The sequence below is a fragment of the Thioalkalivibrio sp. ALE25 genome (assembly GCF_000377285.1).
GTDB lineage: Bacteria > Pseudomonadota > Gammaproteobacteria > Ectothiorhodospirales > Ectothiorhodospiraceae > Thioalkalivibrio.
This window is the reverse complement of the sequence record NZ_KB897928.1, coordinates 84,497-108,935: the sequence shown is the minus strand read 5'-3', so window position 1 is coordinate 108,935 and position 24,439 is coordinate 84,497. Positions and strand designations below refer to the sequence as shown.

The following is a 24,439-nucleotide window of genomic DNA, read 5'->3' as shown; positions in this document are numbered from 1 at the left end:
GGTGACCTCACTCGTGGATGAAGCCACTCAGCTTGCTTTCGATATTCCGCGGGTTCTCGCCCTCGGCGATCGCGATCAGACCTTCCATCAGCATTTGCTGGTGTTGCGAGCGGTTCTGAATAATCGACTTTAACTTGTTGGCCAGCGGAAGGAACAGCAGGTTGGCCGAGGCGATCCCGTAGATGGTCGCCACGAAGGCCGCCGCGATCCCCGCCCCCAGCTTGCTCGGATCCGCCAGGTTCTGCATCACCGCCATCAGGCCCATGACTGCCCCCACGATACCCAGGGTCGGCGCATAGATGCCCATGCTCTCGAACACCTTCGCACCCTGCATGTCGAAGTGCTCGCGGTTGTCGAGGTCGGCCTCGAGGATCTGGCGGATGGTCTGCGGCTCGCTGCCGTCGACCAGCAGTTGCAGCCCCTTGCGGGCGAAGCCGTCGCTCTCCTCGTCGGCCAGGGTCTCCAGCCCGAGCAGGCCTTCCTTGCGCGCCACATGCGACCATTCCACGATCTGCTCGACCATGGCCCGGTTGTCGATCTTCGGCGGCTTGAAGGCCCACGGCAGGATCCGCATCCCGTGCATGAACACCGTCAGGCGCGCCTGCACCAGGGTCGCCCCCAGCGTCCCCAGCACCACGATCACGAACGCCGCAGCATTCCACAGTGCGCCCAGGCCGCTGCCCTTGGCAATGCTGCCTCCAAGCACGGCCACCAGCCCCAGCGTCACCCCGATGAGGCTCAGGATATCCATGTCAGCAGAACCCCTTGACCAGCGCGGGACCGATCTCGGGCAGCGGATAGACGTGATCGGACAAACCGGCCTCTGCCACCGCCGCCGGCATCCCGTAGACCACGCAGGTCGCCGCGTCCTGCGACCAGACCTGCGCCCCGGCCCCTTTCAGCGCCCGCGCACCCTCGCGCCCGTCCGCACCCATCCCGGTCAGCACGACCGCAAGGACCTGTCCGCGCAGCGCATCCACGGCGGAGCTGAATGCGGCGTCCACGCTTGGCTTGTAGATCGTGCCCAGCGGGCTCTCCGCGATGCGCACATGGGTCTGGCTGCCCCGTTCCAGGGTCAGCTGCATGCCCCCGGGGGCCAGCAGGGCCACGCCTGGCTTCAGGGCATCGCCGTCCTTCGCCTGGCGCACCTCGATGTTGCACATCGCGTTCAGCCGGTCGGCAAAGGCCGGCGTGAAGCTGGCCGGCATGTGCTGGACCAGCACAATCGGCAACGGGAAACTGGCTGGTAGCGGTTTCAGCACCTCCTGCAGGGCGACCGGCCCCCCCGTGGAAGTCCCGATCAGGACCGCCCGCAGTTGCCGCAGGGGTGTTGGCGGCCGGGTGCGCGCGACCGGCGGCTGTTGCTTGGCAGCGTCTGCGGCCTGACGGTCGGCCTCTTCCCGCCGCGCGGTCGGCCGCGACTCGCGGGCCGGTGTGCTGGTGCCCGGCGCGCTGGCCGAGCGCGCGCGGCTGCGCGACAGCGAACGCACCCGGCGGCGCAGCAGCATGCGGGCGCTGTCCTCGTCGCCCGCCATGTCGCTGAACCGCTTGGGGAGGAAGTCCACCGCCCCGGCCTCCAGCGCATCCAGGGTGGCCTGGGCGCCTTCGGTGGTCAGGCTGGAGAACATCAGGATCGGCCGCGGACTCTCGGCCATGATCTTGCGTACCGCGGTGATGCCGTCCATGACTGGCATCTCGATATCCATGGTCACGACATCGGGGTCGAGCTCGCGCACCTTTGCGATCGCCTGCTCGCCGTTCTCGGCCGAGCCGACCACCTCGATGCCCGAGTCGGAATCCAGAATCTCCGCAATGCGTCGACGAAAGAACCCGGAGTCGTCGACGACCAGAACCCTGATCGGCATCCTCAGCCCTCGCTCGTGCGCGATGCGCGGCGGGGACGGCCGGACATCTGCAGTTGCCGCATCAGGATGGTCACCAGATCCGAGACATCCAGGATCAACGCGATCCCGCCATCCCCGGTAATCGTGGCACCCGCCAGGCCCTTCACGCCCTGCAGATTCTGCCCAAGGGGCTTGATGACCACCTCTTCCTGACCGACGAGATCATCCACCACCAGACCTACCTTGCGATCGGCGGTATGCACCACGACCACATGGGCGTCCTTGCGCGGCTCGGGCTCGTGGCCCGGCTTCAGCCAGCGCTTGAGGTAGTGAATCGGCAGTGCCTGCTTGCGCACGATGATGACCTCCTGGTCATCCACGTAATGCGTCTTCGTGAGGTCCAGATCCAGGATCTCGGACACCGACGCCAGCGGGATGGCGAAGCGCCGGCCGTCCAGGATCACCATCAGCGCGGGCAGGATCGCCAGCGTCAGGGGCAGCTTGACCCGCAGCGTGGTGCCCACGCCCACCTCGGAGTCGATTTCGATGGTGCCGTTGAGCTGCGAGATCTTGGTCTTGACCACGTCCATCCCGACCCCGCGGCCGGAGACGTCGGAGATCTCGGTCTTGGTCGAGAAGCCGGCCATGAAGATCACGTTGAAGGCCTCGCGATCGGTCATGCGCTCGGCCATGGCCGGTTCCATCAGGCCTTTCTCCACGGCCTTGCGCCGCAGGGCCTGCGGGTCCATGCCGCCGCCGTCGTCCTTGATCAGCAGCGCGATGTGATCGCCTTCCTGGGCGGCCCCCAGCACTACGGTCCCCTTGCGCGGCTTGCCCGCCGCCTCGCGTACCTCGGGGGTCTCGATGCCGTGGTCCACGGCATTCCGGACCAGGTGCACCAGCGGATCCGACAGGGCCTCGACCAGGTTCTTGTCGAGGTCGGTGTCCTCGCCGAAGATCTCCAGCTCGATCTCCTTGCCCAGATTGCGGGAGAGATCGCGGATCACGCGCGGGAAGCGGTTGAAGACCTTCTTCACCGGCTGCATGCGGGTCTTCATCACCGAGGTCTGCAGATCCGAGGTCACCAGGGCCAGGGAGCTGATCGCCTTGCCCAGCTCGTCATCGACATGCTGCGAGCGCAGCATGCTCAGCCGGTTGCGTACCAGAACCAGTTCGCCCACCAGGTTCATGATCTCGTCCAGGCGCTCGGTATCGACGCGCACGGAGGTCTCGCCCTGCGGGGCCGCGCGTCCACCCCCCTCGGCACCTCCGCCTCCAGCACGCACGCCGCCGCCTCCGCCCTGGCCTCCCGCGGGGGTATCGGCGGGTGCGGCGGCCTTCTCCGGTTCGGCGGGTTCGGGCGAGGCCGGCGAGGCTTCCGCAGGTTCTTCGTCCGCGGGGCTGGGGACCGCCCCGGTAGCGGCCGGCCCGGCGCCCTTGGCCTGCAACTCGTCCAGCAGGTTCTCGAATTCGTCGTCGGTGATCAGGTCGCCGGAGCTACCCTCACCCTCCGCAGCCGGTTCTTCTCCGGCCGCATCGCCCGCGGTGGAGCCCGTCTCCACGGGCTTCGGCGGCTGATCGCCGTGCAGGCTGTCGAGCAGGGCCTCGAATTCGTCGTCGGTGATCTCGTCACCGGCACCGACCATCGCTTCGCCATCCGCCGCCGGTTCCGCATCCGTATCCGCTTGCGGTTCGGGCTCTGGCTCCGGCTCGGGTTCCGGGGGCGGCGGCGCGGCGGGCTCCGCCGCCACGTCCTCGTTGTTCGCCATGCGCCGGAGGTTTTCCACCAGGTCGGCCTCGGCGGGCGTGGGATCCACGCCGGAGCGCAGGTCCCCGAACATCACGTTCAGGGTATCCAGCACCCGCAGCATGGTGTCCATCAGGTGACTGTCCGCCCGCCGCTCACCGTTACGCAGCAGGTTGAAGACGTCCTCCGCGTGATGGCACACGGTCACCAGGGGATCCAGGCTCAGGAAGCCGGCCCCGCCCTTGATGGTATGGAAGCTACGAAAGACCGCATTCAGCAGATCCCGGTCATCCGGATTCTGTTCCAGGTCGATGAGTTGCTCGTTGAGCCCCTCCAGCAGTTCCCCGGCCTCGATCAGGAAGTCCTGAAGGATTTCGTCATTGGGGTCGATGGCCATTCAGTCTCTCCGGTCGCGTGGCGCCATTCGCATGAGGGGAACTGCCTAGAAGCCCAGGCTCGATAGCAGATCGTCCACCTCGTCCTGTCCTTGAACGACATCCGCGGCGGAATCTTGAGTCTTGGGCACGCTGGGACCGTGACCCTTGCGGTCCGCCTCGCGATCCTCCTCGCGTTGTTCAAGCGACGCCTCGGCCGCCTCGACCTGCTCCATGCGCCCACTGGAGAGCCGGATCAGGGACACCAGGTTCTCTTCCAGGTCGGTCACCAGCTGGATCACGCGGCGAATCACCTGGCCGGTAATATCCTGATAGCTCTGTGCCATCAGCACCTCGGAGAGCAGCCGGCGCAGCTCCTCGGTGTCTTCCCCCGCCTGCGCGAAGAACGTGTCGAGCTCGCGGGCAAAGTCCCGGAACTCCTCCACCGAGAGCTGGCGGTTGCGAAAGCGCGTCCACTTCGCCGTCAGGTCGGCCGCCTGCTGACTGAACGACTCCGCGATCGGCAGGCTCGACTCGATGGCATTCATGGTGTCGTGGGCCGCCTGTTCGGTCATCGTGACCACGTAATTCAGGCGTTCCTTTGCGTCCGGGATCTCCGCCTGGGTCAGTTCGACCAGACGCGAATCGCCGCGGAAGCTTTGCAGGGCCTCGTGAAGATCACGGGTCAGCTTGCCCAGCTCGTCGAAGAGTTCGCGGTCATAGGGGCGCGCCAGATCCTGCACCAGCGCCCGGGCGCCCGTGTCGTCGCCCGCCTCCAGCGTCTTGACCAACTGCCGCGCAAGCTCCAGCTGATCGTCGCGTGGTGGGTGTTCCTGTTCAGTCATGAGAAGCCTCTTGCGGGTACGGCGCGGAAGGTTTCGGACGACGCCCGCGGCGGTCGGTGCCACGGGCGTCGGGCATATCGGTCACAGGCCCATGATTATCCCTGTGCTTCAATGCGTTCGAAGATCTTGTCGATCTTCTCCTTCAGCGTCTCGGCGGTGAACGGCTTGACCACGTAGCCGTTCACGCCCGCCTCGGCCGCCTCGACGATCTGGTCGCGCTTGGCCTCCGCCGTTACCATCAGCACCGGCATGGACTTGAGGTTCGGGTCGGCGCGCACGGCCTTCAGCAAGTCGATCCCCGGCATGTTGGGCATGTTCCAGTCGGTGATCAGAAAGTCGAAATCCCCGTTCTGCAGCATCGGCAGCGCGGTGCTGCCGTCGTCGGCTTCCTGGGTATTGTTGAAGCCAAGATCACGCAACAGGTTCTTGATAATGCGCCGCATCGTGGAAAAGTCGTCCACGATGAGAATCTTCATTCCCTTGTCCACACGTCACTCCGGGATTCGTAGGGTGGGTTTTAGAATAACTGCAAAGCCGTACCGTCTTCGAGCCACGAACCCAGGCGGGCGCGCAGTCGAATGGTGGCCTGACTTCGGATCTGGCTGACGCGCGACTCGGTCACGCCCAGCACGGCGCCGATCTCGCGCAGGTTGAGCTCTTCGATGTAGTAGAGCGACAGCACCAGCCGCTCGCGTTCGGGGAGGTCGCCGAGGGCTTCGGCCAGTTCCTGACGGAACTCACCGGCCTCGAGGGTGCGGGCCGGCGACACCTCCTGCCCTTCGATCACGCGATCGGCCCCGTCGTCACCCCCGCCGAGGTCGTCCAGGGCGAACAGGTGGGCCCCGGCGTGATCCTGCAGCATCTCGTAGTACTGGTCGATCGGCACGTCCAGCTCGGCGGCGACCTCGCTGCCACGCGCCGCCCGCCCCTCGCGCGCCTCGACGGTCTGGATCGCGGCGGCAATACGCCGACTGTTGCGGTGCACCGAACGCGGTGTCCAGTCACTGCGGCGCAGCTCGTCGATCATCGCGCCACGGATGCGGATCCCGGCGTAGGTGGCAAAGGTCGCGCCCTGGCCGCCCTCGAACTGGCGCGCCGCCTCGAGCAGCCCGATCATGCCCGCCTGAATCAGGTCATCCACCTGCACCGAGGCGGGGAGCCGCGCCATCAGGTGATGGGCGATGCGGTGGACCAGCTCGACGTGATCGGCAATCAGCTCCTCGTGCCCGCCGCTGGCCGCGGAGGCCGCCTGATAGCCGGAAAGTCGATTACGCGTCGTCATCATGCGCTCTGCAGCATCCGTTCCACGAAAAACCCGACGCCACCTTGGTCACCGCCGCCCACCGGCCAGCGGTCCACGGTCCGTGCCAGTTCGGCAAAGGCCTTCCCCGCCGGGCTCCCGGGGTACTGCTGTACCACTGGCGCGCGTTTCTGCACCGCCTTGCGCAGGTGATCATCCATCGGAATATAGCCGGCCAGGTCGAGCACCACCTCCGGCAGGTAGTTGCCGCAGACGGTATTGAGTTTCTGCATCAGTCGCTCGGCGCCTTCGCGGCCGTCGACCATGTTCGTCACCATGCGGAAGCGACGCAGGCCATGATCGCGGTGCAGGACCTTGATCAGGGCATAAGCGTCGGTAATCGAGGCGGGCTCGTCGCAGACCACCACCAGGGTCTCCTGGACCGCGCGGCAAAACGACGTCACGGATTCCTGCAGGCCGGCCGCGGTGTCCACGATCAGCACATCCAGGGGTTTGCGATAGGCGCTGAAGGCATGGATCAGACCGGCATGCTCGGCCGGCGTCAGGTTGGCCATCGCCGCGATCCCGGAAGCCGACGGCACCACCTTCACCCCGTCCGGTCCCTGGACGAGCACATCTTCCAGGCTCTCCACATCACCGGTCACCAGGTCGTGCAGCGTGCGCTCGGGACGCATCCCCAGCAGCAGGTCCACGTTGGCCAGGCCCAGATCGGCGTCGAACAGCATGACCTCGCGCCCGAGCCGGGCTAGGCCCACCGACAGGTTCACCGATACGTTGGTCTTGCCCACCCCGCCCTTGCCCGAGGCAACCGCGATGACCTTCAACGGCTTGTTAGTGCGTGGCATAGCGCCCCTTCCCGACCGGTTGAATCAGTTCCAGCGTGGCGGGCTCCGCCGCCCGTGCCGGACGTGCCTGGGCGCGCGCGCGCCGCGGCGGTTCCATCTCCGCCAGGCGCTCGGCCGCCCAGGTCTCGCGGGCATTGGCCGCTGCCCCGGGTTCATCGGCGGCATCCTCCAGGGCCAGTCGGGTCAGATACCCGGTATCGACCCGGTGAAAGTCCTCGGCAATACGCTGGCCATCGCTGACGAACCCCAGCCCCAGGTGCTGATCGAGCAGTACGGACAGGACCTCGCCCAGCTCCTCGGCCTCGTCCAGCTTGGTCAGCACCAGCGCCGAGGGCTCCGCCTTGCGAAATGCCTCCAGCACCCGCCGCAACGCGCTCCCCTGGGTCGTCGCCGACACCACCAGCCAGCTCTCGGCCCGGATGTCCGGCGGCAGGTGCGCGAACAGGGATTCGTCCTCCACTGCCCGCGGGGCCTGTCCCGCCGTATCCACCAGGATCAGGTGCCCATCCTCCACGCGGCGCGCCAGTTCGCGCAACTCTCTCGCGTTCTGCAGCACCCGCACCGAGATCCCCGCCATCTGGGCGAAGGCCTGCAACTGGCGCGTGGCCCCGATGCGCTGGCTGTCCAGGGTGACCAGCGTAACCGAATCCGGGCCCATGCGGCGGATCTGGCGCAGCGCGATGCGGGCCAGCGTGGTGGTCTTGCCAACGCCGGTGGGCCCGACCAGCGCCAGCAGGCCGCCCTCGTCCAGGATGTCCGGCCGGTGGGTGGCAATCGCGCCCGACAACCGCGCCCGCAGGCGTTCCCAGGCCTGTTCCGGCGAGCTGTCATCGAGAATGCTTCCGGCCAGGCTGCGCGCCAGGGCGTCGCTGAACCCGCGGTCGATCAGGCGCGCCTTGCATTCCGCCGCCAGCGGGTGGCGGGCCGCCCAGCGCGCCTCTTCGCTCTCCGCATACTGGCGCGTCATCAGGCTGCGCAGGTCGCGCAGCTCCTGCCGCATGGCGGTCAGCTCCGGGTCGGCCGGCCACGACGCTGCGGCCTGACCGGCGCCGCGCTCGCGGGCCGGCCGGGCGGTTGTGCTCGCTTCGCGGCTCGTCGCGGGCGCGTCCTGCGCGGCTACCGGCTCCGACGCGGCGCCGTCCTCCAGCGCCGCGACCACCTCCAGCCAGCCGTCGACCCGGCGACTGGACAGGATGACCGCGTCCTCGCCCTGCTGCTCGCGCACCTGGCGCATCGCATCACGCATGTCCCGGGCCCGATATCGTCTGACGTTCATGCTTTTTCTCCTGCGCCGCTCGCGCGGCGGAACCCTTCATCGTGTCGTTCAGGCGGACTGCTTCTGCGACTCTTCCTGGCCGACGGTGGCAACCACCCGGATCCGGCGATTGTCCGGAATCTCGGTGAAGGCCAGCACGGTCAGACTGCGGACCGCGCCGCGCAGCCACCCGGCGATCCAGGAGCGGATCTCCGGTGCCACCACCAGGACCGCCGGCTGTCCGGCCGTCTCCTGGCGGCGGGCCGCATCGGCCACCGAGCGCTGCAGCCGCTCCGCCAGCCCGGGCTCCAGTCCAACCGTGCCGCCCGAGCTCCCCTGCAGGGACTTATGCAAGAGCTGTTCCAACGACGGATCCAGCGCGATCAGGGGCAGCTCGTCCTCCGGCCCCACCAGGTCCTGCACGATCGAGCGCGCCAGGGCCACCCGCACCGCCGCGGTCAAAGTGCCGGGATCCTGACTCTTGACCCCCTCGTCTGCCAGGGTTTCGGCGATCGTGCGCAGGTCGCGGATCGAGACCTGCTCGGCCAGCAGGTTCTGCAGCACCTTCAGCACGATGGACAGGGACAGCGTCTTGGGCACCAGGTTTTCCACCAGCTTCGGCGAATGGCGCGCCAGCTGGTCGAGCAGGTGCTGCGCCTCCTCGTGGCCGATCAGGCGATGCGCGTTCTCGCGGAACACCTGTGACAGATGGGTCGCGATCACCGTGGCGCAGTCGACCACGGTATAGCCGGCACCCTGGGCCTGGTCGCGGTCCGCCGGGTCGATCCACAGCGCATCCAGATTGAACGTCGGGTCCTTGGTCGGCGTGCCCGGCACCGTCCCGAACACCTCGCCCGGATTGATCGCCAGTTCGCGCTCGGGGAAGACCTCGGCCTCGGCCACGGTCACGCCCAGCAGGCTGATGCGGTAGGCATTCGGGCTCAGTTCGAGGTTGTCGCGGATATGCACCGGCTGCAGCAGGAATCCCAGCTCCTGCGAGAGCTTGCGCCGCACGCCCTTGATCCGGCCCATCAGCTGGCCGTCCTGGGTGCGATCCACCAGCGGGATCAGGCGATAGCCCACCTCCAGCGACACCAGATCCACCGGCGGCACGTCTTCCCAGGTCAGGTCGCGATCCTCGGACCGGGCCCCGCCCTCGTCCTCCTGCGGGATGCGCTCCACCTCCACCTCGGCCTCGCGGGCCTGGCGCTTGAGCAGGTATGCCCCGCCGAAGATCAGCGCGGCCAGGCCCAGGAACACGGCATTGGGCATGCCCGGCACGATCCCCAGTGCGGCGATCACACCCCCGGCCACGTACAGCACGCGCGGGTTGGAGAACATCTGGCCGAAGACCTGCTGCCCCATGTCCTGGCTGCTGGTCACGCGGGTCACGATGATCGCGGTCGCGGAGGACAGCACCAGCGACGGGATCTGCGCAACCAGACCATCGCCGATGGTCAGCAGCACGTAGTTGGTCGCGGCATCGCCGATCGTCATGCCGTGCTGGACGGCCCCGATGGTCAGGCCGCCGATGATGTTCACGAACAGGATCAGGATGCCGGCGATCGCGTCACCGCGAACAAACTTGGAGGCCCCGTCCATGGAGCCATAGAAGTCCGCCTCGCTGGCGATCTCCTCGCGGCGCTTGCGTGCCTCTTCCTGGGTCAGGATGCCGGCGTTCAGGTCGGCGTCGATCGCCATCTGCTTGCCGGGCATGGAATCCAGGGTGAAGCGGGCGCTGACCTCGGAGACTCGCCCCGCGCCCTTGGTCACCACCACGAAGTTGATGATGATCAGGATGGCGAACACCACCAGGCCGACGGTGTAGTTGCCGCCCACCACGAAGTCGCCGAAGGCCTGGATCACCTTGCCCGCCGCGTCGGTCCCGGTGTGGCCTTCCAGCAGGATCACCCGCGTAGACGCGATGTTCAGCGCCAGGCGCAGCAGCGTTGCCACCAGCAGTACGGTCGGGAAGACGGCGAATTCCAGCGGCCGCGGTGTATACACCGCAACCATGATCACCACCAGCGACAGCGCGATATTGAAGGTGAACAGCACGTCCAGCGCCAGCGGCGGCAGCGGCAGCACCATCATCGACAGCATGGCGATCAGCAGGATCGGCGCGCCCAGCCCCCACTTGCCGACGTTCCCGAGGCGGTCGAAGAAGGCCATCAGCGATCCCTCCGCTTGCCGCGCTGCTTGTCGGGATCGAGATAATCCTCCGGCACTGGCAGGTCATCCGGCATCTGCGCGTCGGCGTCGGCCCGCTTGAGCTGGTAGACGTAGGCCAGGATGCGTGCGACGGCGACGAACAGGCCGTTGGGGATCTCCTGGTTCAAGTCCGTGGTGAAATAGATCGCGCGGGCGACGCGCGGCGCCTCGACGCGGACGATCGCGTGTTCCTCGGCGACCGCACGGATCGAGGCCGCGACCTCGTCGGCGCCCTTGGCCACTACCTTGGGCGCTGCCATGCGCGAGGCCTCGTAGACGATGGCCACGGCGTAATGGGTCGGGTTGGTGATGATCACGTCGGCCTTCGGGACCTCCTCCATCATCCGCCGCTGCGCCATCTCCTGCTGCAGCTGGCGGACCTTCTGCTTGACCTCCGGCTTGCCGTCGGTCTCCTTGTATTCGTCCTTGACCTCCTGGCGGGTCATGCGCAACTGCTTCTGGTGGTTCCACATCTGGAACGGCGCATCGATGGCCGCCACCACGATCAGCGCGGCCGATACCGCGATAAAGGTCCCCAGCACCAGCTGGGCGGTATGCGCGATACCCTGATGGATCGGCTCGTAGCCCAGCATCAGCAGGCGATCGGAAAAGGTGGCGAGCACCGCGACCGCGACGCTGGAGATCAGCACGAACTTGGCGAAGGTCTTGCCGAACTCCATCAGCCCCTGCCAGGAGAAGATGCGCTTGAGCCCCTTTCCGGGATTCAGCTTGGAGGCCTTCGGGGCCGCCGCCTTCCAGGAGAAGTTCGCGCCCCCGATCACGATCGGCGCCATCACGGCCGCGACGATCAATACCCCGAACAGCGGAAACAACGTGCGCAGGGTGCGGAAGATCTCCTGGGCCAGGTAGGGCAGCAGCAGCGACGAGTCGTACGCCATTTCGGGATCGAAATCGAAACGACTGGTCATCTGTTCAGCAAGTTGTGCGCCCATATTCGGGCCGTACATCAACATGAACGCCCCCGCGGTCATCAGCACCAGGAAGGTGCTGAGCTCGCGTGACCGCGGGACCTGACCCTTCTCCTTCGCCTCGCGCAGGCGTTTCGGAGTGGGCTCTTCGGTTTTTTCCTGCCCGTTCTCGTTCTCGGCCATGTCAGAACCCCATCCGGGTCTGCATCAGGTGGAAGGCCTCGAGCATCAGCTCCCCGAAGCGTTCCGGCAGCCCCGGAAAAGTGAACATGAGCAGCACAAAGCCGATCAGGATCATCATCGGGAAGCCCACCGCGAAGATGTTGAGCTGCGGCGAGGCGCGGGTGATCACGCCCATGGAGATATTCACCAGCAGCAGCGAGGCGACCGCCGGAAGCGCCACCAGCACCGCGCCAACGAACATCGTCGATCCGAACGCGACCAGCGCGTAGAAGGCCTCCGCATTCAGGCCGGTCGGGGCGATGGGCATGGTCTCGAAGCTGGTCAGCATCAGTTCCAGCGCGATCAGATGGCCGTTCATCGCCAGGAACAGCAGCGTCGAGAAGATCACGAAGATGGTCGACACCACCGGCACCTGCACGCCCTGGGCCGGGTCCACGATGGAGGCGAAACCCAGCCCCATGCCCAGTGCGATCACCTCGCCCGCCTGGGTCACGGCGGAGAAGACCATCTGCAGGATGAAGCCCATGAACACTCCGATCGCGATCTGGTGCAGGGTCACCACCACGCCTTCGAGGCTCAGGGGGTCGATATCGGGGAGCACCGGCCCCTGCATGGCGACAAAAATGGCCAGCAGCAGCGCCAGCCCCATGCGCACCCGAGCGTTGACCGTGTCGGCGCCGAAGATCGGCATGGCGACGAGCATGGCGCCGATGCGCGCGAACGGCCACAGGACCGCCCCCACCCACAGCACCAGCTGTTCCGCCGCCAGGGTCATCGGTCTACCCCACCATCCCCGGCGCGCCCTCGTAGAGGCGCTCGGTGTAGTCGATCAGCAGCGCCAGCATCCAGTGTCCACTGATCAGGAGGGCCGCGAACATGGCCAGCAGCTTGGGGATGAACGACAGGGTCATTTCCTGCACCTGGGTGGCGGCCTGAAGCATGCCGATCGCCAGGCCCACCGCCAGCGCCGTCAGCAGCGGCGGCGCGGCCAGAAGAACCACCACCGTGAGCGTCTCGCGCCCGATATCGACCACCAGTTCGGGTGTCATCGGAACCTCCTAAACAAAAAAGCTGGTGGCAAGGGTGTTCATCATCAGCGCCCAGCCATCGACCAGAACGAACAGCATCACCTTGAACGGCAACGAGATGATCAGCGGCGAGAGCATCACCATCCCCATCGACATCAGGACCGAGGCCACCACCAGGTCGATGATCAGGAACGGGATCAGGATCAGGAAGCCGATCTGGAACGCGGTCTTGAGTTCGCTGGTGATAAACGCCGGCACCAGCAGGCTCAGCGGGATATCGTCGGCATCCTCGAAGCCGTCGATCCCGTTGATCTCGGCGAACATCGCCAGGTCACTCTCGCGGGTATGAGCCAGCATGAACTCGCGCAGGGGCTGCACCCCGGCCTGCAGCACCTCCTCGGTCCCCATCTCCTCGTTCACGTAGGGCACGAACGCGGTGTCGTAGATCTCCTCGAACACCGGGGCCATCACGAACAGGGTCAGGAAGAACGCCAGACCGATCAGGATCTGGTTGGACGGCGTCTGGGTCGTACCCAGGCCCTGGCGCAGGATGGCCAGCACCACCAGGATGCGCGTAAACGCGGTCATCATGATCAGGATCGACGGCAGCAGGGTCAGCAGCGTCATCAGCAGGATGATCTGCAGCGTCACCGAATAGGTCTCGCCACCATCCCCGTTGGTGGTCACCGTCAGGGCCTCGATCCCCTGCGCGACCTGCGCTCCGGCCAGGCCCGGCAGGGCCAGCAGAGCCAGCCCCAGCCCGATCCGCAGCAGCACCGACATCACGACTGCCCCCGCTCGCCGGTGGCCGGCGCACGCCGCGTCACCGCGCGCTTCAACGCACTGGAGAAGTCCGGGGTCTCGCCGGCCGGCGCCAGTACCGGTTCGTTCATGGTGTGCAGCGTGCGCATGCCGGCGGGCCCAACCCCGACCAGGACCTGTTCGTCCCCGACCTGGACCAGCACCAGGCGCTCGCGCGCGCCCACCGAGCGCGCCGCGACGATCTCGATCACCTGGGAGCCGCGATTGAGCCCGCCCTGTGTGCGCCGCAGGACCCAGCCCAGCACCACGATCGCGCCGATCACCAGGACCAGACCGCCGATCAGCTGGGCCAGATACCCGGCGGCGCCGCCGCCACCCCCCTCGGCGAGGGCGGTCAGTGGCCAGAGGCTCCCCGTGGCGGCCGTCAGGACGAGGGCCGCGATGTGCGTATAGCGTTGATTCATGGCTATTTAAGCTTGCGGATCCGTTCGCTGGGGCTGATCACGTCGGTCAGCCGGATACCGAACTTCTCGTTGACCACCACCACCTCGCCATGCGCAATCAGCGTCCCGTTCACCAGCACGTCCAGCGGCTCGCCGGCCAGGCGGTCCAGCTCCACCACCGAGCCCTGATTCAGCTGGAGGAGGTTGCGGATCGGGATGCGCGTGCGGCCGATCTCCATGGAGATGGTCACCGGTACATCCAGGACCATCTCCAGGTTCAGCTCCTCCCCGTCGCCCTGCACCACGCCGGAGAGCTGCTCCGGTTGCAGGGTTTCCGCGCCCGGGTCCGGCTTGTGCTTGCGTTCCCGCTTCTCGGCCTTCGGCGTTTCCTGCGCCGGTTCCTCGGACGCCCCGCCCTGTGCCTCGTTCAGCAGCGCGTCGGGGTCGGCGGCTGCCTCGCCATCCTCGTCCTTCTGCTCCGCCAGGGCGGCCGCCCACTCGTCGGCCAGGGCCTGGTCATCGGAACCGCCCTCCGTCTCCAGATTCTCGGCGGCGGCCTCCGCGTCGGGGCCGGGGGTGTCCTGTTTGGGATCGTCGGTGTCTGCCATGCTGCGGCCCTCTATCGTTTGATGATGCGTTCCGAAATCTGGATCGCATTCAGCCCATTGGATACGCCGAACTTCCCGCGGAACATCGGGATATCTTCGACCTGCAGGGAAATCTTTTCGGGGAGATCAACCGGGATGATGTCGCCCGGCTGGATATCCAGCAGCTCGCGCACGGTCACCTCGGTCTCGGCCAGGATGGAGCTGATCTCGACCTCGGCGGTCTGGATCTCCTCCTGGAGTGCGTGCATCCAGCGCTGGTCCACGTCGGAGCGGTCCGACTGGATACCGGTGTCCAGCTGCTCGCGGATCGGCTCGATCATCGAGTACGGCAGGGTCACGTGCAGGTTGCCGCCGCCCCCGTCGAGCTCGATGTGGAACTCGCTGATCACCACGATCTCGGTCGGCGAGACGATATTCGCGAACTGCGGGTTGACCTCGGAGTTCAGGAACTCGAACTCCAGCTCCATGACCGGCTGCCAGGCCTTCTGCATGTCCTCGAACGCGCCTTCCAGCACGCCGTGCACCACCTTCATCTCCATCGGGGTGAAGTCACGCCCCTCGATGCGGGTGTAGTAGCGCCCGTCGCCGCCGAAGAAGTTGTCCACCAGGATGAACACCAGCTTCGGGTCGAACACGAACAGCCCGGTGCCGTGCAACGGATGCGCGCGCACCAGGTTCAGGCTGGTGGGCACGAACAGCGAATGCATGTACTCGGAGAACTTGGTGATGCGGGTGCCCACCACCGAGATCTCGGCGGAGCGGCGCAGCACGTTGAACAGACGGACCCGAAGGTGACGCGCGAAACGCTCGTTGATCATCTCCAGCGTGGGCATGCGCCCACGCACGATCCGGTCCTGGGTGGCGAAGTTGAATTCGCGTGCCTGGCCATCACTCGGATACGGGTCTTCGGTCTCGACGTCGCCCTCGTCCACGCCGTGCAGGAGGGCATCGATCTCGTCCTGGCTGAGGATATCCGTCTGTGCCATGACGGGGCTCCTACTGCATCACCAGTTCGTTGAACAGCACGGCCTCGACCGCGTCCGGGGCATCGCGGGAACGCAGGATCCCGGCGATCGTCTCTTTCAGTTCTTCCGCCAGGGCCTCCTTGCCCGCGCGGGTATTGAGATCCTCGTAGCGCTGTTCCGCCAGGATGCCCAGCAGGTCGTTTCGGATTGCCGGCAGGTGCCGTTCGAAGGCCTCGGCGACCGCCGGGTCATGGGTCACCAGAGCAAGTTCCGCGCGCAGGTAGCGGATGCGCCCCGGGGCCTCGATGTTCACCGTCATCGGCTCGAGGCTGGTGTACAGCCGCTCGGGCGGGCCGGCTTCGACCTGCTCGGTATCGTCACCGTCCGCCATCAGGAAGAACCAGGCGGCGGCCGCACCGCCGGCTACGAGAAACAGGACGACCAGGATCAGGACGATCAGCTTGCCCTTCCCGCCCTTCTTCGGGGCGCCGCCTTCGTCGTCGTCCAGATTGACTTCCTTCTCTGCCATATCGCACCCGCTGTCCGGTAAACCGAGGATTCGTTCTCGGTACAGACCATAGCAAGGCTGATGCCAGAAGTCGTTTTAGTCTTTGTAATCCGTAAGTTACGCTTGTTTACTGGCGGTTTTCCGGGGTAAACGCGGGCGCGGAAAACATGAAGAACGTCAAGAATCGGCCGCCCGGCCGCCGTGAAAGACGGAATCTTGGCGGCACACGGGAACATGGGGGAAGCCGGCATAAGCGCAGGAACGGGCCTGCAGCCACGGCCGCAGGCCGCGGCTGCACCCAAGCACGGCCGGTCAGGCAAACAGGTCCAGGCGCCGGTTCAGCATGGAGAGCGTGCTGCCATCGGCGGCCTCGCGGTCCTCGGCCTCGGCGGCCTCGTCATCCGCCGCGAGCGCCGTCTCGCCGGCCTCCTGCTCCGCCTGCTCCTCGGCCGCGTGGTCGGACACGGTCGCATCGTCCAGCATCAGGCCGCTTTCGGCCAGGCTGTCACGCAGGCGCGGCATGGCCGCCTCCAGCACCTCGCGGGTCACCGGATTGGCACTGATGAACTGGATACTGGTGCGATCACCCTCGACCAGCACACGCACATCCAGGCTGCCCAGTTGCGGCGGGTGCAGCTTGAGTTCGGTACGCCCGCCCTGCGCCTGGGCCAGCATGCGAACCTGGTCGGCCAGCTCCCGGGCCCCGTTGGGCTGCTGCAGGAGTCGTGTCAGATCGAGGCGCGGCAGCGCCCGCGCCCCGTCCGTCCCTTCGGCCTGCCCGAGCCCCTGGGCCGGCAGCACCCCGCTCAGGGGGTCGGAACGGCCGCGGCGCGCCTCGTCACCCCCCTGCCCCATCCACTGGGCGAGGATCTCCAGGACGTTGTCGCGGGCCATGCCTCCCTGCGCACCCATCACGTCGGGCTTCAGGGCAACCGCGCCATCGCGTCCGGCGTTGGCCTGGGCCGCTTCGACGAACAGCCGCATGACCGCGGCCGGCAGCGGCTTCACCGGCAGGGCCCGCTCCTCGCCTCCTCCCCGGGCGGGGGTACCTTCGGCGCGGGGCACCTCGGCTCGTCCCGGTTCCTGGGTCGCAGCCATCAGCGCGGCGACCGGCAAGGCATTGCCACCCCCTTCGGGATCCGCGGCCAGGGGCTGCCCGTCCAGCAAGTCCTGGAGTCGCGCCAGCATCGCCTCCAGGTCCAGGCCTTCCAGTTCCTCGCCGGGAACGCCCAGGCTGGCCAACAGCGACTCCATCTGGGGCTCCAGGATGGCCAGGAAATCCTCGCCGTCCTGGCCCTTGAGGCGGCCTTGCAGGCCTTTCAGGTCGTCCAGGCCCTGCATCGAGCTGCCGCCCAGCAGTTGCAGCAGCGGCAGCATGCCCTGGCCCGTATTCTGTGTTGCGATCATTGCCGGATCCTCGGTCTGCCGGGGTCATCCCCGGGCCTTTGCCTCAATCGATACTCAGGGTCCATTCAAGAACCCTGCCAACGCGCGTCTGCCTCGCGCGCATGGGCCTGGCGGGTGGCCCACATATCCTGTTCCGTCTGCTGGCGCCGCGCGTCATGCCGCGCGGTCTCGGCCCGCCGGCGCTCGAGCAGCTTCTCCAGCGAGAGGCTGTTTCGATGGCGTTCCAGCCACTCCTGGCGCGCCGTCTCCACCTGGGACTCGGCCGCCTGGATGCGCAGATCCTGCTGCTCCAGCGCGGAGCGCAGCTGGTCGCGCATGCCGGCCAGCCACTTCAGCGCATTGGCATCGTCCGGCAGGGTTGCCTGCAGGTATTCCCGCTGATAGGTCTCCAGGCGCTCGCGCTGGCCGGCGATGGCATCCAGTTGCTGCAGCCGCTCGCCCAGCTGGCGCGTCGCCTCGCTTTCCTCGATCTTGCGCAGCCGCAGCAGGCGCTCCAGGCGCTTCGGGTTCATGCCGCGCCACCCCCGACCAGGGCCAGCAGATCATCCCGGGCGCGGTCGAAGCTGACGGCCTCGTCGCGGCCCTGCCCCAGATAGGCCTCCAGGCGTTCATGCATCGCCACCGCCTCGTCCAGATGCGGATCGGCGCCCTTGCGGTAGGCCCCCACCGCGATGAGGTCGCGATTGCGCATGTAGGTGGCGGCCAGATCACGGAAGCGGCGGGCCGCGCGTTCGTGTTCCGGAGTGATCAGTGACGACATCACACGCGAGACCGACGCCCCGACATCGATGGCCGGGTAGCGACCCGTCTCCGCGATCTCCCGCGAGAGCACCACATGGCCGTCGAGGATGGCGCGCGCCGCGTCCACGATCGGGTCGTTCTGGTCGTCACCCTCGGCCAGCACGGTGTAGAAGGCCGTGATCGAGCCCCCGCCGACATCGCCATTGCCGGCCCGCTCCACCAGTTGTGGCAGGCGCGCGAAGACCGACGCCGCATAGCCCTTGGAGGCCGGCGGCTCGCCAATGGCCATCGCGATCTCGCGCGCCCCCTGGGCAAACCGGGTCAGGGAGTCCATCAGCAGGAGCACGTGCAGCCCCTGATCCCGGAAATGCTCGGCCACCGCCGTGGCCACCCAGGCACCATGCTGGCGCAGCAGCGGCGACTGATCCGCGGGAACCGCCACCACCACGGTACGGGTACGCGATTCCTCGTCCAGGATCTCGTGGATGAACTCATTCACCTCGCGACCACGCTCGCCGATCAGGCCGACCACGATCACGTCCGCTGTGGTGTTGCGCGTCATCATGCCCAGCAGAACGCTCTTCCCGACCCCCGAACCCGCGAACAGGCCCAGCCGCTGGCCGCGCCCCACCGACAGCAGGCCGTTGATCGCCCGGATCCCGACATCCAGCGGCTCGCGCACGGGCGCGCGCTGCAGAGGGTTGATCGGACGCCCGGCCAGTGGCCCAAAATCATGGGTACGGATCGGCCCCTGGCCATCCAGGGGCGCCCCGTTGGCGTCGATCACCCGTCCCAGCAGCCCCTCGCCCACCGGGATCTGGCGCTGGTTGTCCAGCGGTTCGATGCGCGCCCCGGGCGTCAGCCCCGTCGCCAGCTCCTCGGGCATCAGGAAGGTGCGCTCGTTCTGGAAACCGACCACCTCCGCCGGCACCGGCTCCCCGGTTTCGCCGTGGATCAGGGCGCGCCCGCCAATCGGCAGGCGCAGACCCTCGGCCTCCAGCGTCAGGCCGGTCAGGCGCGACAGATGCCCCTCCGCCTGGGGCGGGTTGACCCGCTCCACGCGACCCCGGGACTGCTGCAACCGGTCCAGAAGCCCCGTGCTCAGACGTTCGCGGCCCTTGCGGCGCAGTTCGTCGATCGGAGTGCTCATGACTCCTCCGCATCCGGGCGGTCGGACGCCTGATGGGCGCTGTCATCCCGGGGCTCGGCCTCAGCGGCCGGGGCATACTCGCCGTTCCACAGGGCCTCGACCGCATGCTGCAAGCGCCGCTCCAGGCTCGCGTCCACGCTCGCCGCGCCTGCCTCCACCCGGCACCCGCCCCGCGCCAGGCCCGGATCCGGGACCCAGGTGATGCGCACGTCCGCGCGCTCGGCGTAGGTCTCGACCAGCCCCTGATCCTCCGGATTCAGATGCACCCGCACCTCCTGGTTGCGTCCCGGCAACTGCGCCAGCGCGCCCTCGAGAACCGCCCGGATCTGCTCCGGCCGGGACTCCAGCTCGCTCTGCACGACCTTGCGCGCCAGGACCGTCACCAGGGCCAGAAGCTCCGGCTCCAGGGCGTCGGCTGCATCGGCCAGCGGATCGGCGAGACTACCGGCCACCGCCTCCAGTGCGGCCACCGTTTCGCGCAGTTTCTTGTCCTCGCGCGCCCGGGCCGCCTTTTCCGCCTCCTTCTGGCCCAGTTCGTGACCTTCGGCATAGCCAGACTCGAAACCGTTCTTGCGCGCCTCTTCCTCGATCGCCTCGATCTCGGCGGCGGTGGGCAGACGGCGCGGCGGATGGACACCGTCGTCACCGATCTCCGGCGGCTCCCACAGCGACGCCGAGGCGTCGGTATACAGCCTGGCCGCCGAGCTGTCGCTCACAACATGGCCTCGCTACCGCCACCGCCAAGCACAATGTCGCCGTTCTCGGCCAGGCGCCGAGCCACCGACAGGATCTCCTTCTGCGCGGCCTCGACCTCGCTGACACGCACCGGGCCCTTGGCCTCGAGATCCTCGCGCAGCATCTCGCCGGCACGTTTGGACATATTGCGAAAGATCTTGTCCTTCAGGTCGTCGTCGGCGCCCTTCAGCGCAAGCACCAGGGATTCGGTCTGGATCTCGCGCATCAGCGTCTGGATGCCACGGTCGTCGATATCCACCAGGTTATCGAAGACAAACATCTCTTCCTCGATACGCGTGCCCAGATCGGAATCCGACTCCTTGATCGTCTCCATGATCTCGGCCTCCCGCGAACCCTCCATCAGGTTCATGATGTTGGCCGCCGAGCGCACGCCCCCCAGCATCGAGGTCTTGCTCGCCGCATTACCGGAGAGTTGCCGGTCGAGGATCTCGTCGAGTTCCTGCAGGGCCTGGGGCTGCACGCCATCCATGGTGGCGATGCGCATCACGATGTCGGACTGCACCCGCGCGGGCAGGTACTGCAGGGTGTCGGAGGCCTGGTCGGAATCGAGATGGGACAGCACGATGGCCACGATCTGCGGATGCTCATTGCGCAGCATGTCCGCGATGGCGCGCGGGTCCAGCCACTTGAGGGCCTCGATGCCCTTGGAATTGCGTCCCAGCAGGATGCGGTCGATCAGGCCCGAGGCCTTGTCGCCCAGCGCGCTCTCCATGACGCTGCGCACGTATTCGTCGGCGCCCACGCCCAGCGCGGTCTGTTCCTGCACATGGGTGGAGAACTCGTGCAGCGCGGCGTTCACATCGCTGCGCGAGATGCGGTCCATCGAGGCCATGGCGGTGCCGATCTTCTGCACCTCCTTGGGCCCCATGTGGCGCATGACCTCGGCGGCGGCATCCTCGCCCAGGCTCATCATGAACACGGCGGCGCGCTCGGCGCCTTCCAGCTTGGAGTTCTTGTCAGCGGCCATCGTCACCCAACCAGGTCTTCATTACCTGCGCCACGCGCTTGGGATCCTCGCGGACCATCTCGCGCACGGCCTCCAGATCCATCTCCTGCTGATCCGGACCCTTGGGACCCGTCAGCGCGGCCACGGCCGAACCCTCGCTCGGCCCCATGCCGGCCTCGCCGCCGGACTCGTCGGTCAGGGCCTCGCGGTCATCCTCGCGCCGCGGGGGCGGTGCCGGACGCTTCATCAGTTGCTTCATTGCCGGGCGCACCACCGTCAGCAGGATGATCAGGGCCAGCAACAGCGCCGCCACGATCTTCAGCACCTCGATAAACCAGGGCTGCTCCCAGAAGGCGATCTCCTCCGCCGGGATCTCGTCCGCGGGCGCCTCGAACGGCGCGGTCACCACATTGATCGTATCGCCTCGTTCGGCGTTGAATCCAACCGCCTCGCGCACCAATGCCTCGATGCGCTCCAGTTCCTCGGCGTCCCGCGCCACCTGCACCGTCTCGCCGTCCTCGTTGACCTCCTGACGGAAGTCCACGACCACCGCGGTGGAGACCCGGCGCACGCCGCCCGGCATCTCGCGGATGTGGTTGATGCGGCGATCGACCTCGTAGTTTCTGGTCACGTTGGTGCTGCGACTGCCCGGGAGCGGCGCCGGAGCAGCGGCACCTTCCTCGCCCTCTTCCCCGACCACGCCGCCCTCGGGGGGCTGATTGGTCAGCGCGCCCGGGACGCCCCCGGCACCGCCTTCGGGACCCGTGCGCTCTTCCTCCCGGCTTTGTTCGGACCGCAGCGCGATGGTCTCGGGATCGTACAGCTCCTCGGTTCGCTCCACGCGCGAGAAATCAATATCGGCATTGACCTGAACGCGCACCTTGTCGCGCCCGACGATCGGGATCAGGAGATCCCGAACGCGGTCGGTATAGCGGTTCTCCACATCCCGTGTGAAGTTCAGGCGATCGCCACTGCCGCCCATGCCCGCCTCGCCGCCGTCCTGGGTCAGCAGCGTGCCGCGCTGGTCGACCACGGTGACCCGCTCGGGATCCAGATCCGAGGTGCTGGAGGCCACCAGATGCACGATGGCCCCCACCTGCGTCTCGCTCAGGGATCGTCCGCCGCGCAGGTGCACCACCACGGAGGCGCTGGCCGGCCGGCGGTCGCGCACGAACACCGACTGTTCTCCCTCGGCAATGTGCACTCGCGCGCGATCCACCGCATCCAGGGAGGCGACCGTGCGCGCCAGCTCGCCTTCCATCGCCCGGTGATGACGCGCCCCCTCGATCATCCGACTGGTGCCAAGCCCGGTGTCCTCCTGCAACAGTTCGAAGCCGAGGTCGCCGGAGCGCGGCAGCCCTTCGCCGGCCAGCTGCAGCCGCGCGTCGGCGACATCGCCCTGCGGGACCTTCACCTGCCCGGTCGTGGAATCCACCTGGTACTGGATGCCGGCCTGGGACAGCACCTGCACGACCTCGGCCGCGTCCTCGGCGTCCATGCGCGGGAACAGCGGCACGTAGGTGGGGCGCATGGCCCAGTAGAGCAGCGCCACGATCACCACGATCGCGCCGGCCAGCATCCCGATCAGGGCAAGCTGGCGGCCCGCGGGCATCCCGTTGAACTCCTTGAATCCCCCGGTCACCACCGCGGGCAGGGACTGTGCATTGTCGGCCATCGTCCGTTCTCTCCCTCAGCCCGTCCGGCCGATCAGACCTGCATCCGCATGATTTCCTGGTACGCCGTCAGCAGCCGGTTGCGTACCTGGTTGGTCGCCTCGAAGGCGATACTGGACTTGCTCATTGCGGTCATCACCTGCGGCAGGCTGACGCTGTCGTCGCCCAGCTCGAAGCGCGTCTGCAGATCCGTAGCGGCCTGTTGGGTCTGGTTCACGCCGCGCAGCGACTCGGTCAGCACGTTCTGGAAATCCGCCCCGCCCACCCGCTGCGGTTCGCGATTGGGCTGGGCCGGGTTGGTCCCCTCGATCCCGCTGGTCTGCGTCAGCTGACGCATCTGCTGCAGGACGTTCTGAATCTGCATCTCGCTCATCTTTCCTACCCTCGGGGGTTCTCGCTATGGCGACCCGGCGCTCTGCACGGAACCCTTGTGCTCCCATGTGCGCGGCTTACCGTTTTCTTCAAAACTCCAAGCAATCCATATGCCAGCCTCGCTGGGCGTCATCCCGACGCCGGAACCGCAAAGCCGTTCTCGCGCAGGCGCGCAATCTTGTAACGCAATGTTCTGGGGCTGATTCCCAGTCGGTCCGCGGCCTCCTTGCGCCGCCCGCCGGACTCGCGCAGGACATTCAGGATCACCCGGCTCTCCTGGGTCTGCAGGGTCTGCTCCAGCATCGGCGTCGGGTTTTCGTCGCTGGCCGACCACTCGGGCGTGTTCATCCGGATCGCCTGATGGCCGGAGTCGCCCGAGCTCCAGGGCGCCAGCATGTCCGCATCCAGCCAGACCGCCTCCAGCGTCACCCGGTCGTCATCGCCTTCGTGCAACGTGATCGCGCGCTCCATCACATTGGCCAGCTCGCGGACATTGCCCGGCCAGTCGTGCTCCCGCAGTCGCCGCTGCGCCGCGGCGTCCAGTTCCCCCAGGCGCCCGCGGCTCAGCCGCCGCAGCAGGGCCTGTGCCAGTGGCACGATATCCTCCGGGCGCTCCCGCAGCGGCGGGATGCAAAGCGGGAAGACGTTCAGGCGGTAATACAGATCCTCGCGCAAGTGGCCTTCGGCCACCGCCTCGCGCAGATCGCGATTGGAGGTGGCGATCACCCGCACATCCACACGCTGTGCCTGGCGCCCGCCCAGCGGCTCTACCTCCCGCTCCTGCAGCGCCCGCAACAGCTTGGCCTGCAGGTGCACGGGGATTTCGGTCACCTCGTCCAGCAGCAGGGTCCCGCCGTGGGCCCGCTGGAACTTGCCGGGCCGGGCCTCCAGCGCACCGGTAAAGGCGCCCTTGGCATGCCCGAAGAGCATCGCCTCCAGCATGGCCTCCGGGAGCGCGGCGCAGTTGATCGCCTCGAACGGCCCGCGGCTGCGGGGGGAGCGCGCGTGCAGCTGCCGCGCCAGGACCTCCTTGCCCACCCCTGACTCGCCGGTCACGAAGACCGTGGCGGCGCTGCGCGCGATCCGCGATACAAAACGATCGATCCCCTGCATCGCAGCACTGCGGGCCACCAGCGCCGGCGCCTCGAATTCCTGCGCCGAGACCAGCAGCGGCCGCAGCCACTCGGCCAGGGTGTCCCCCATCTCCGGCAGGGCAAAGTGCGCGTCCACCCCGGCTCGCATGGCCGACAGCTCGCGTTCGCGACTGGCCTCCAGACTGATCGCGGCGACGCAAGATCGCGGTTCGGGAAGGACTTCTCCGCTCAGGGCGGGTTCACCGCCCAGCAGCACCGCTGCGGGACGGGCCCCTTCCACGGTTTGCGGCAGGTCGGCCGCTTTGCAGGCCTGCAGTCGGACTCGAGGAATCGTGGCCAGGACCCGGACCACGGCCTCGCGCAGTGCCGGTTCGGCATCCACCAACAGGATTGTGGCTCGCGACATGAACGTCTTCCCATAGAAATTCGGGGAAGGTTCAGCAAAAAACGCGCCAGCGTTACAGGTTATTGATTAAGAGGGGTTTTATCCAA

24 protein-coding genes and 1 pseudogene are annotated in these 24,439 nt (G+C 67.3%); all 25 read right to left on the bottom strand.

Annotation, left to right across the window (positions count from 1 at the left end):
* Nucleotides 1-7: 7 nt before the first annotated feature.
* Nucleotides 8-751 carry a flagellar motor protein gene (locus C996_RS0104520; protein ID WP_018866266.1) on the bottom strand — a complete coding sequence of 248 codons (744 nt, stop codon included), beginning with the start codon at nucleotides 749-751 and terminating at the stop codon, nucleotides 8-10.
* A 1-nt stretch (nucleotide 752) separates the two neighbouring features.
* On the bottom strand, nucleotides 753-1,865 hold the full coding sequence (locus C996_RS0104515) for a chemotaxis response regulator protein-glutamate methylesterase (protein ID WP_018866265.1): 1,113 nt from the start codon (nucleotides 1,863-1,865) through the stop codon (nucleotides 753-755).
* Between the two features lie 2 nt (nucleotides 1,866-1,867).
* Nucleotides 1,868-3,988, bottom strand: coding sequence for a chemotaxis protein CheA (locus C996_RS0104510; RefSeq protein ID WP_018866264.1), 2,121 nt, complete (start codon nucleotides 3,986-3,988; stop codon nucleotides 1,868-1,870).
* Between the two features lie 45 nt (nucleotides 3,989-4,033).
* The gene (locus C996_RS0104505; protein ID WP_018866263.1) at nucleotides 4,034-4,810 is read right to left on the bottom strand and encodes a protein phosphatase CheZ; all 777 of its coding nucleotides are present in this window, start codon (nucleotides 4,808-4,810) and stop codon (nucleotides 4,034-4,036) included.
* Nucleotides 4,811-4,905: 95 nt separating this feature from the next.
* Nucleotides 4,906-5,286 carry a chemotaxis response regulator CheY gene (cheY, locus tag C996_RS0104500; protein ID WP_017942246.1) on the bottom strand — a complete coding sequence of 127 codons (381 nt, stop codon included), beginning with the start codon at nucleotides 5,284-5,286 and terminating at the stop codon, nucleotides 4,906-4,908.
* Nucleotides 5,287-5,327: 41 nt separating this feature from the next.
* Nucleotides 5,328-6,095, bottom strand: coding sequence for an RNA polymerase sigma factor FliA (locus tag C996_RS0104495; RefSeq protein WP_018866262.1), 768 nt, complete (start codon nucleotides 6,093-6,095; stop codon nucleotides 5,328-5,330).
* On the bottom strand, nucleotides 6,092-6,916 hold the full coding sequence (locus C996_RS0104490) for a MinD/ParA family protein (RefSeq protein ID WP_038035638.1): 825 nt from the start codon (nucleotides 6,914-6,916) through the stop codon (nucleotides 6,092-6,094). The genes C996_RS0104495 and C996_RS0104490 overlap by 4 nt, the downstream gene beginning before the upstream one ends.
* A 168-nt stretch (nucleotides 6,917-7,084) precedes the next feature.
* Nucleotides 7,085-8,192: pseudogene (gene flhF / locus C996_RS0104485) on the bottom strand (flagellar biosynthesis protein FlhF); the annotation flags it as partial.
* A 48-nt stretch (nucleotides 8,193-8,240) separates the two neighbouring features.
* Complete coding sequence (gene flhA / locus C996_RS0104480; protein ID WP_018866259.1) at nucleotides 8,241-10,343, bottom strand: flagellar biosynthesis protein FlhA; 2,103 nt, start codon at nucleotides 10,341-10,343, stop codon at nucleotides 8,241-8,243.
* Complete coding sequence (gene flhB / locus C996_RS0104475) at nucleotides 10,343-11,494, bottom strand: flagellar biosynthesis protein FlhB (protein ID WP_018866258.1); 1,152 nt, start codon at nucleotides 11,492-11,494, stop codon at nucleotides 10,343-10,345. The genes flhA and flhB overlap by 1 nt, the downstream gene beginning before the upstream one ends.
* 1 nt (nucleotide 11,495) lies before the next feature.
* Nucleotides 11,496-12,269 carry a flagellar biosynthetic protein FliR gene (gene fliR / locus C996_RS0104470; RefSeq protein WP_018866257.1) on the bottom strand — a complete coding sequence of 258 codons (774 nt, stop codon included), beginning with the start codon at nucleotides 12,267-12,269 and terminating at the stop codon, nucleotides 11,496-11,498.
* 4 nt (nucleotides 12,270-12,273) lie between these two features.
* Nucleotides 12,274-12,543, bottom strand: coding sequence for a flagellar biosynthesis protein FliQ (gene fliQ / locus C996_RS0104465; protein WP_018866256.1), 270 nt, complete (start codon nucleotides 12,541-12,543; stop codon nucleotides 12,274-12,276).
* A 9-nt stretch (nucleotides 12,544-12,552) separates the two neighbouring features.
* On the bottom strand, nucleotides 12,553-13,305 hold the full coding sequence (gene fliP, locus C996_RS0104460; protein WP_018866255.1) for a flagellar type III secretion system pore protein FliP: 753 nt from the start codon (nucleotides 13,303-13,305) through the stop codon (nucleotides 12,553-12,555).
* Entirely contained in the window at nucleotides 13,305-13,748 is a 444-nt protein-coding gene (gene fliO, locus C996_RS0104455) for a flagellar biosynthetic protein FliO (RefSeq protein ID WP_018866254.1), read from the bottom strand. Before fliO ends, fliP begins: the two co-directional genes overlap by 1 nt.
* Before the next feature lie 2 nt (nucleotides 13,749-13,750).
* On the bottom strand, nucleotides 13,751-14,335 hold the full coding sequence (gene fliN / locus C996_RS0104450; protein ID WP_018866253.1) for a flagellar motor switch protein FliN: 585 nt from the start codon (nucleotides 14,333-14,335) through the stop codon (nucleotides 13,751-13,753).
* A gap of 11 nt (nucleotides 14,336-14,346) precedes the next feature.
* Nucleotides 14,347-15,321 carry a flagellar motor switch protein FliM gene (gene fliM, locus C996_RS0104445; protein ID WP_018866252.1) on the bottom strand — a complete coding sequence of 325 codons (975 nt, stop codon included), beginning with the start codon at nucleotides 15,319-15,321 and terminating at the stop codon, nucleotides 14,347-14,349.
* 10 nt (nucleotides 15,322-15,331) lie between these two features.
* Nucleotides 15,332-15,829 (bottom strand): flagellar basal body-associated protein FliL, encoded by a 498-nt coding sequence (gene fliL / locus C996_RS0104440; RefSeq protein WP_018866251.1) that lies wholly within the window; start codon nucleotides 15,827-15,829, stop codon nucleotides 15,332-15,334.
* A 291-nt stretch (nucleotides 15,830-16,120) separates the two neighbouring features.
* Nucleotides 16,121-17,215, bottom strand: a complete 1,095-nt coding sequence (locus C996_RS0104435; RefSeq protein WP_018866250.1) for a flagellar hook-length control protein FliK — start codon at nucleotides 17,213-17,215, stop codon at nucleotides 16,121-16,123.
* 65 nt (nucleotides 17,216-17,280) lie between these two features.
* Nucleotides 17,281-17,727, bottom strand: a complete 447-nt coding sequence (fliJ, locus tag C996_RS0104430; protein ID WP_018866249.1) for a flagellar export protein FliJ — start codon at nucleotides 17,725-17,727, stop codon at nucleotides 17,281-17,283.
* Nucleotides 17,724-19,106 (bottom strand): FliI/YscN family ATPase, encoded by a 1,383-nt coding sequence (locus C996_RS0104425; RefSeq protein WP_018866248.1) that lies wholly within the window; start codon nucleotides 19,104-19,106, stop codon nucleotides 17,724-17,726. The genes fliJ and C996_RS0104425 overlap by 4 nt, the downstream gene beginning before the upstream one ends.
* Nucleotides 19,103-19,822 (bottom strand): FliH/SctL family protein, encoded by a 720-nt coding sequence (locus C996_RS0104420; protein WP_018866247.1) that lies wholly within the window; start codon nucleotides 19,820-19,822, stop codon nucleotides 19,103-19,105. The genes C996_RS0104425 and C996_RS0104420 overlap by 4 nt, the downstream gene beginning before the upstream one ends.
* Nucleotides 19,819-20,829, bottom strand: a complete 1,011-nt coding sequence (gene fliG / locus C996_RS0104415; protein WP_018866246.1) for a flagellar motor switch protein FliG — start codon at nucleotides 20,827-20,829, stop codon at nucleotides 19,819-19,821. Before fliG ends, C996_RS0104420 begins: the two co-directional genes overlap by 4 nt.
* Complete coding sequence (fliF, locus tag C996_RS0104410; protein ID WP_018866245.1) at nucleotides 20,819-22,483, bottom strand: flagellar basal-body MS-ring/collar protein FliF; 1,665 nt, start codon at nucleotides 22,481-22,483, stop codon at nucleotides 20,819-20,821. Before fliF ends, fliG begins: the two co-directional genes overlap by 11 nt.
* Before the next feature lie 32 nt (nucleotides 22,484-22,515).
* Entirely contained in the window at nucleotides 22,516-22,854 is a 339-nt protein-coding gene (fliE, locus tag C996_RS0104405; RefSeq protein ID WP_018866244.1) for a flagellar hook-basal body complex protein FliE, read from the bottom strand.
* A 128-nt stretch (nucleotides 22,855-22,982) separates the two neighbouring features.
* A complete protein-coding gene (locus C996_RS0104400) occupies nucleotides 22,983-24,353 on the bottom strand; it encodes a sigma-54-dependent Fis family transcriptional regulator (RefSeq protein WP_018866243.1) in 1,371 nt (456 codons plus the stop codon).
* Between the last annotated feature and the right edge of the window lie 86 nt (nucleotides 24,354-24,439).

Bases quoted from the DNA above. Each gene is read 5' to 3' on its own strand.
- fliO (WP_018866254.1), bottom strand. From the start codon at position 13,748: ATGAATCAACGCTATACGCACATCGCGGCCCTCGTCCTGACGGCCGCC.
- fliM (WP_018866252.1), bottom strand. From the start codon at position 15,321: ATGGCACAGACGGATATCCTCAGCCAGGACGAGATCGATGCCCTCCTG.
- C996_RS0104515 (WP_018866265.1), bottom strand. From the start codon at position 1,865: ATGCCGATCAGGGTTCTGGTCGTCGACGACTCCGGGTTCTTTCGTCGA.
- C996_RS0104435 (WP_018866250.1), bottom strand. From the start codon at position 17,215: ATGATCGCAACACAGAATACGGGCCAGGGCATGCTGCCGCTGCTGCAA.
- fliE (WP_018866244.1), bottom strand. From the start codon at position 22,854: ATGAGCGAGATGCAGATTCAGAACGTCCTGCAGCAGATGCGTCAGCTG.
- fliJ (WP_018866249.1), bottom strand. From the start codon at position 17,727: ATGAACCCGAAGCGCCTGGAGCGCCTGCTGCGGCTGCGCAAGATCGAG.
- C996_RS0104495 (WP_018866262.1), bottom strand. From the start codon at position 6,095: ATGATGACGACGCGTAATCGACTTTCCGGCTATCAGGCGGCCTCCGCG.
- cheY (WP_017942246.1), bottom strand. From the start codon at position 5,286: ATGAAGATTCTCATCGTGGACGACTTTTCCACGATGCGGCGCATTATC.
- C996_RS0104400 (WP_018866243.1), bottom strand. From the start codon at position 24,353: ATGTCGCGAGCCACAATCCTGTTGGTGGATGCCGAACCGGCACTGCGC.
- fliR (WP_018866257.1), bottom strand. From the start codon at position 12,269: ATGACCCTGGCGGCGGAACAGCTGGTGCTGTGGGTGGGGGCGGTCCTG.
- fliN (WP_018866253.1), bottom strand. From the start codon at position 14,335: ATGGCAGACACCGACGATCCCAAACAGGACACCCCCGGCCCCGACGCG.
- C996_RS0104505 (WP_018866263.1), bottom strand. From the start codon at position 4,810: ATGACTGAACAGGAACACCCACCACGCGACGATCAGCTGGAGCTTGCG.
- fliL (WP_018866251.1), bottom strand. From the start codon at position 15,829: ATGGCAGAGAAGGAAGTCAATCTGGACGACGACGAAGGCGGCGCCCCG.
- C996_RS0104425 (WP_018866248.1), bottom strand. From the start codon at position 19,106: ATGAGCACTCCGATCGACGAACTGCGCCGCAAGGGCCGCGAACGTCTG.
- C996_RS0104490 (WP_038035638.1), bottom strand. From the start codon at position 6,916: ATGCCACGCACTAACAAGCCGTTGAAGGTCATCGCGGTTGCCTCGGGC.
- C996_RS0104520 (WP_018866266.1), bottom strand. From the start codon at position 751: ATGGATATCCTGAGCCTCATCGGGGTGACGCTGGGGCTGGTGGCCGTG.
- C996_RS0104510 (WP_018866264.1), bottom strand. From the start codon at position 3,988: ATGGCCATCGACCCCAATGACGAAATCCTTCAGGACTTCCTGATCGAG.
- flhA (WP_018866259.1), bottom strand. From the start codon at position 10,343: ATGGCCTTCTTCGACCGCCTCGGGAACGTCGGCAAGTGGGGGCTGGGC.
- fliQ (WP_018866256.1), bottom strand. From the start codon at position 12,543: ATGACACCCGAACTGGTGGTCGATATCGGGCGCGAGACGCTCACGGTG.
- fliG (WP_018866246.1), bottom strand. From the start codon at position 20,829: ATGGCCGCTGACAAGAACTCCAAGCTGGAAGGCGCCGAGCGCGCCGCC.
- fliP (WP_018866255.1), bottom strand. From the start codon at position 13,305: ATGTCGGTGCTGCTGCGGATCGGGCTGGGGCTGGCTCTGCTGGCCCTG.
- fliF (WP_018866245.1), bottom strand. From the start codon at position 22,483: ATGGCCGACAATGCACAGTCCCTGCCCGCGGTGGTGACCGGGGGATTC.
- flhB (WP_018866258.1), bottom strand. From the start codon at position 11,494: ATGGCCGAGAACGAGAACGGGCAGGAAAAAACCGAAGAGCCCACTCCG.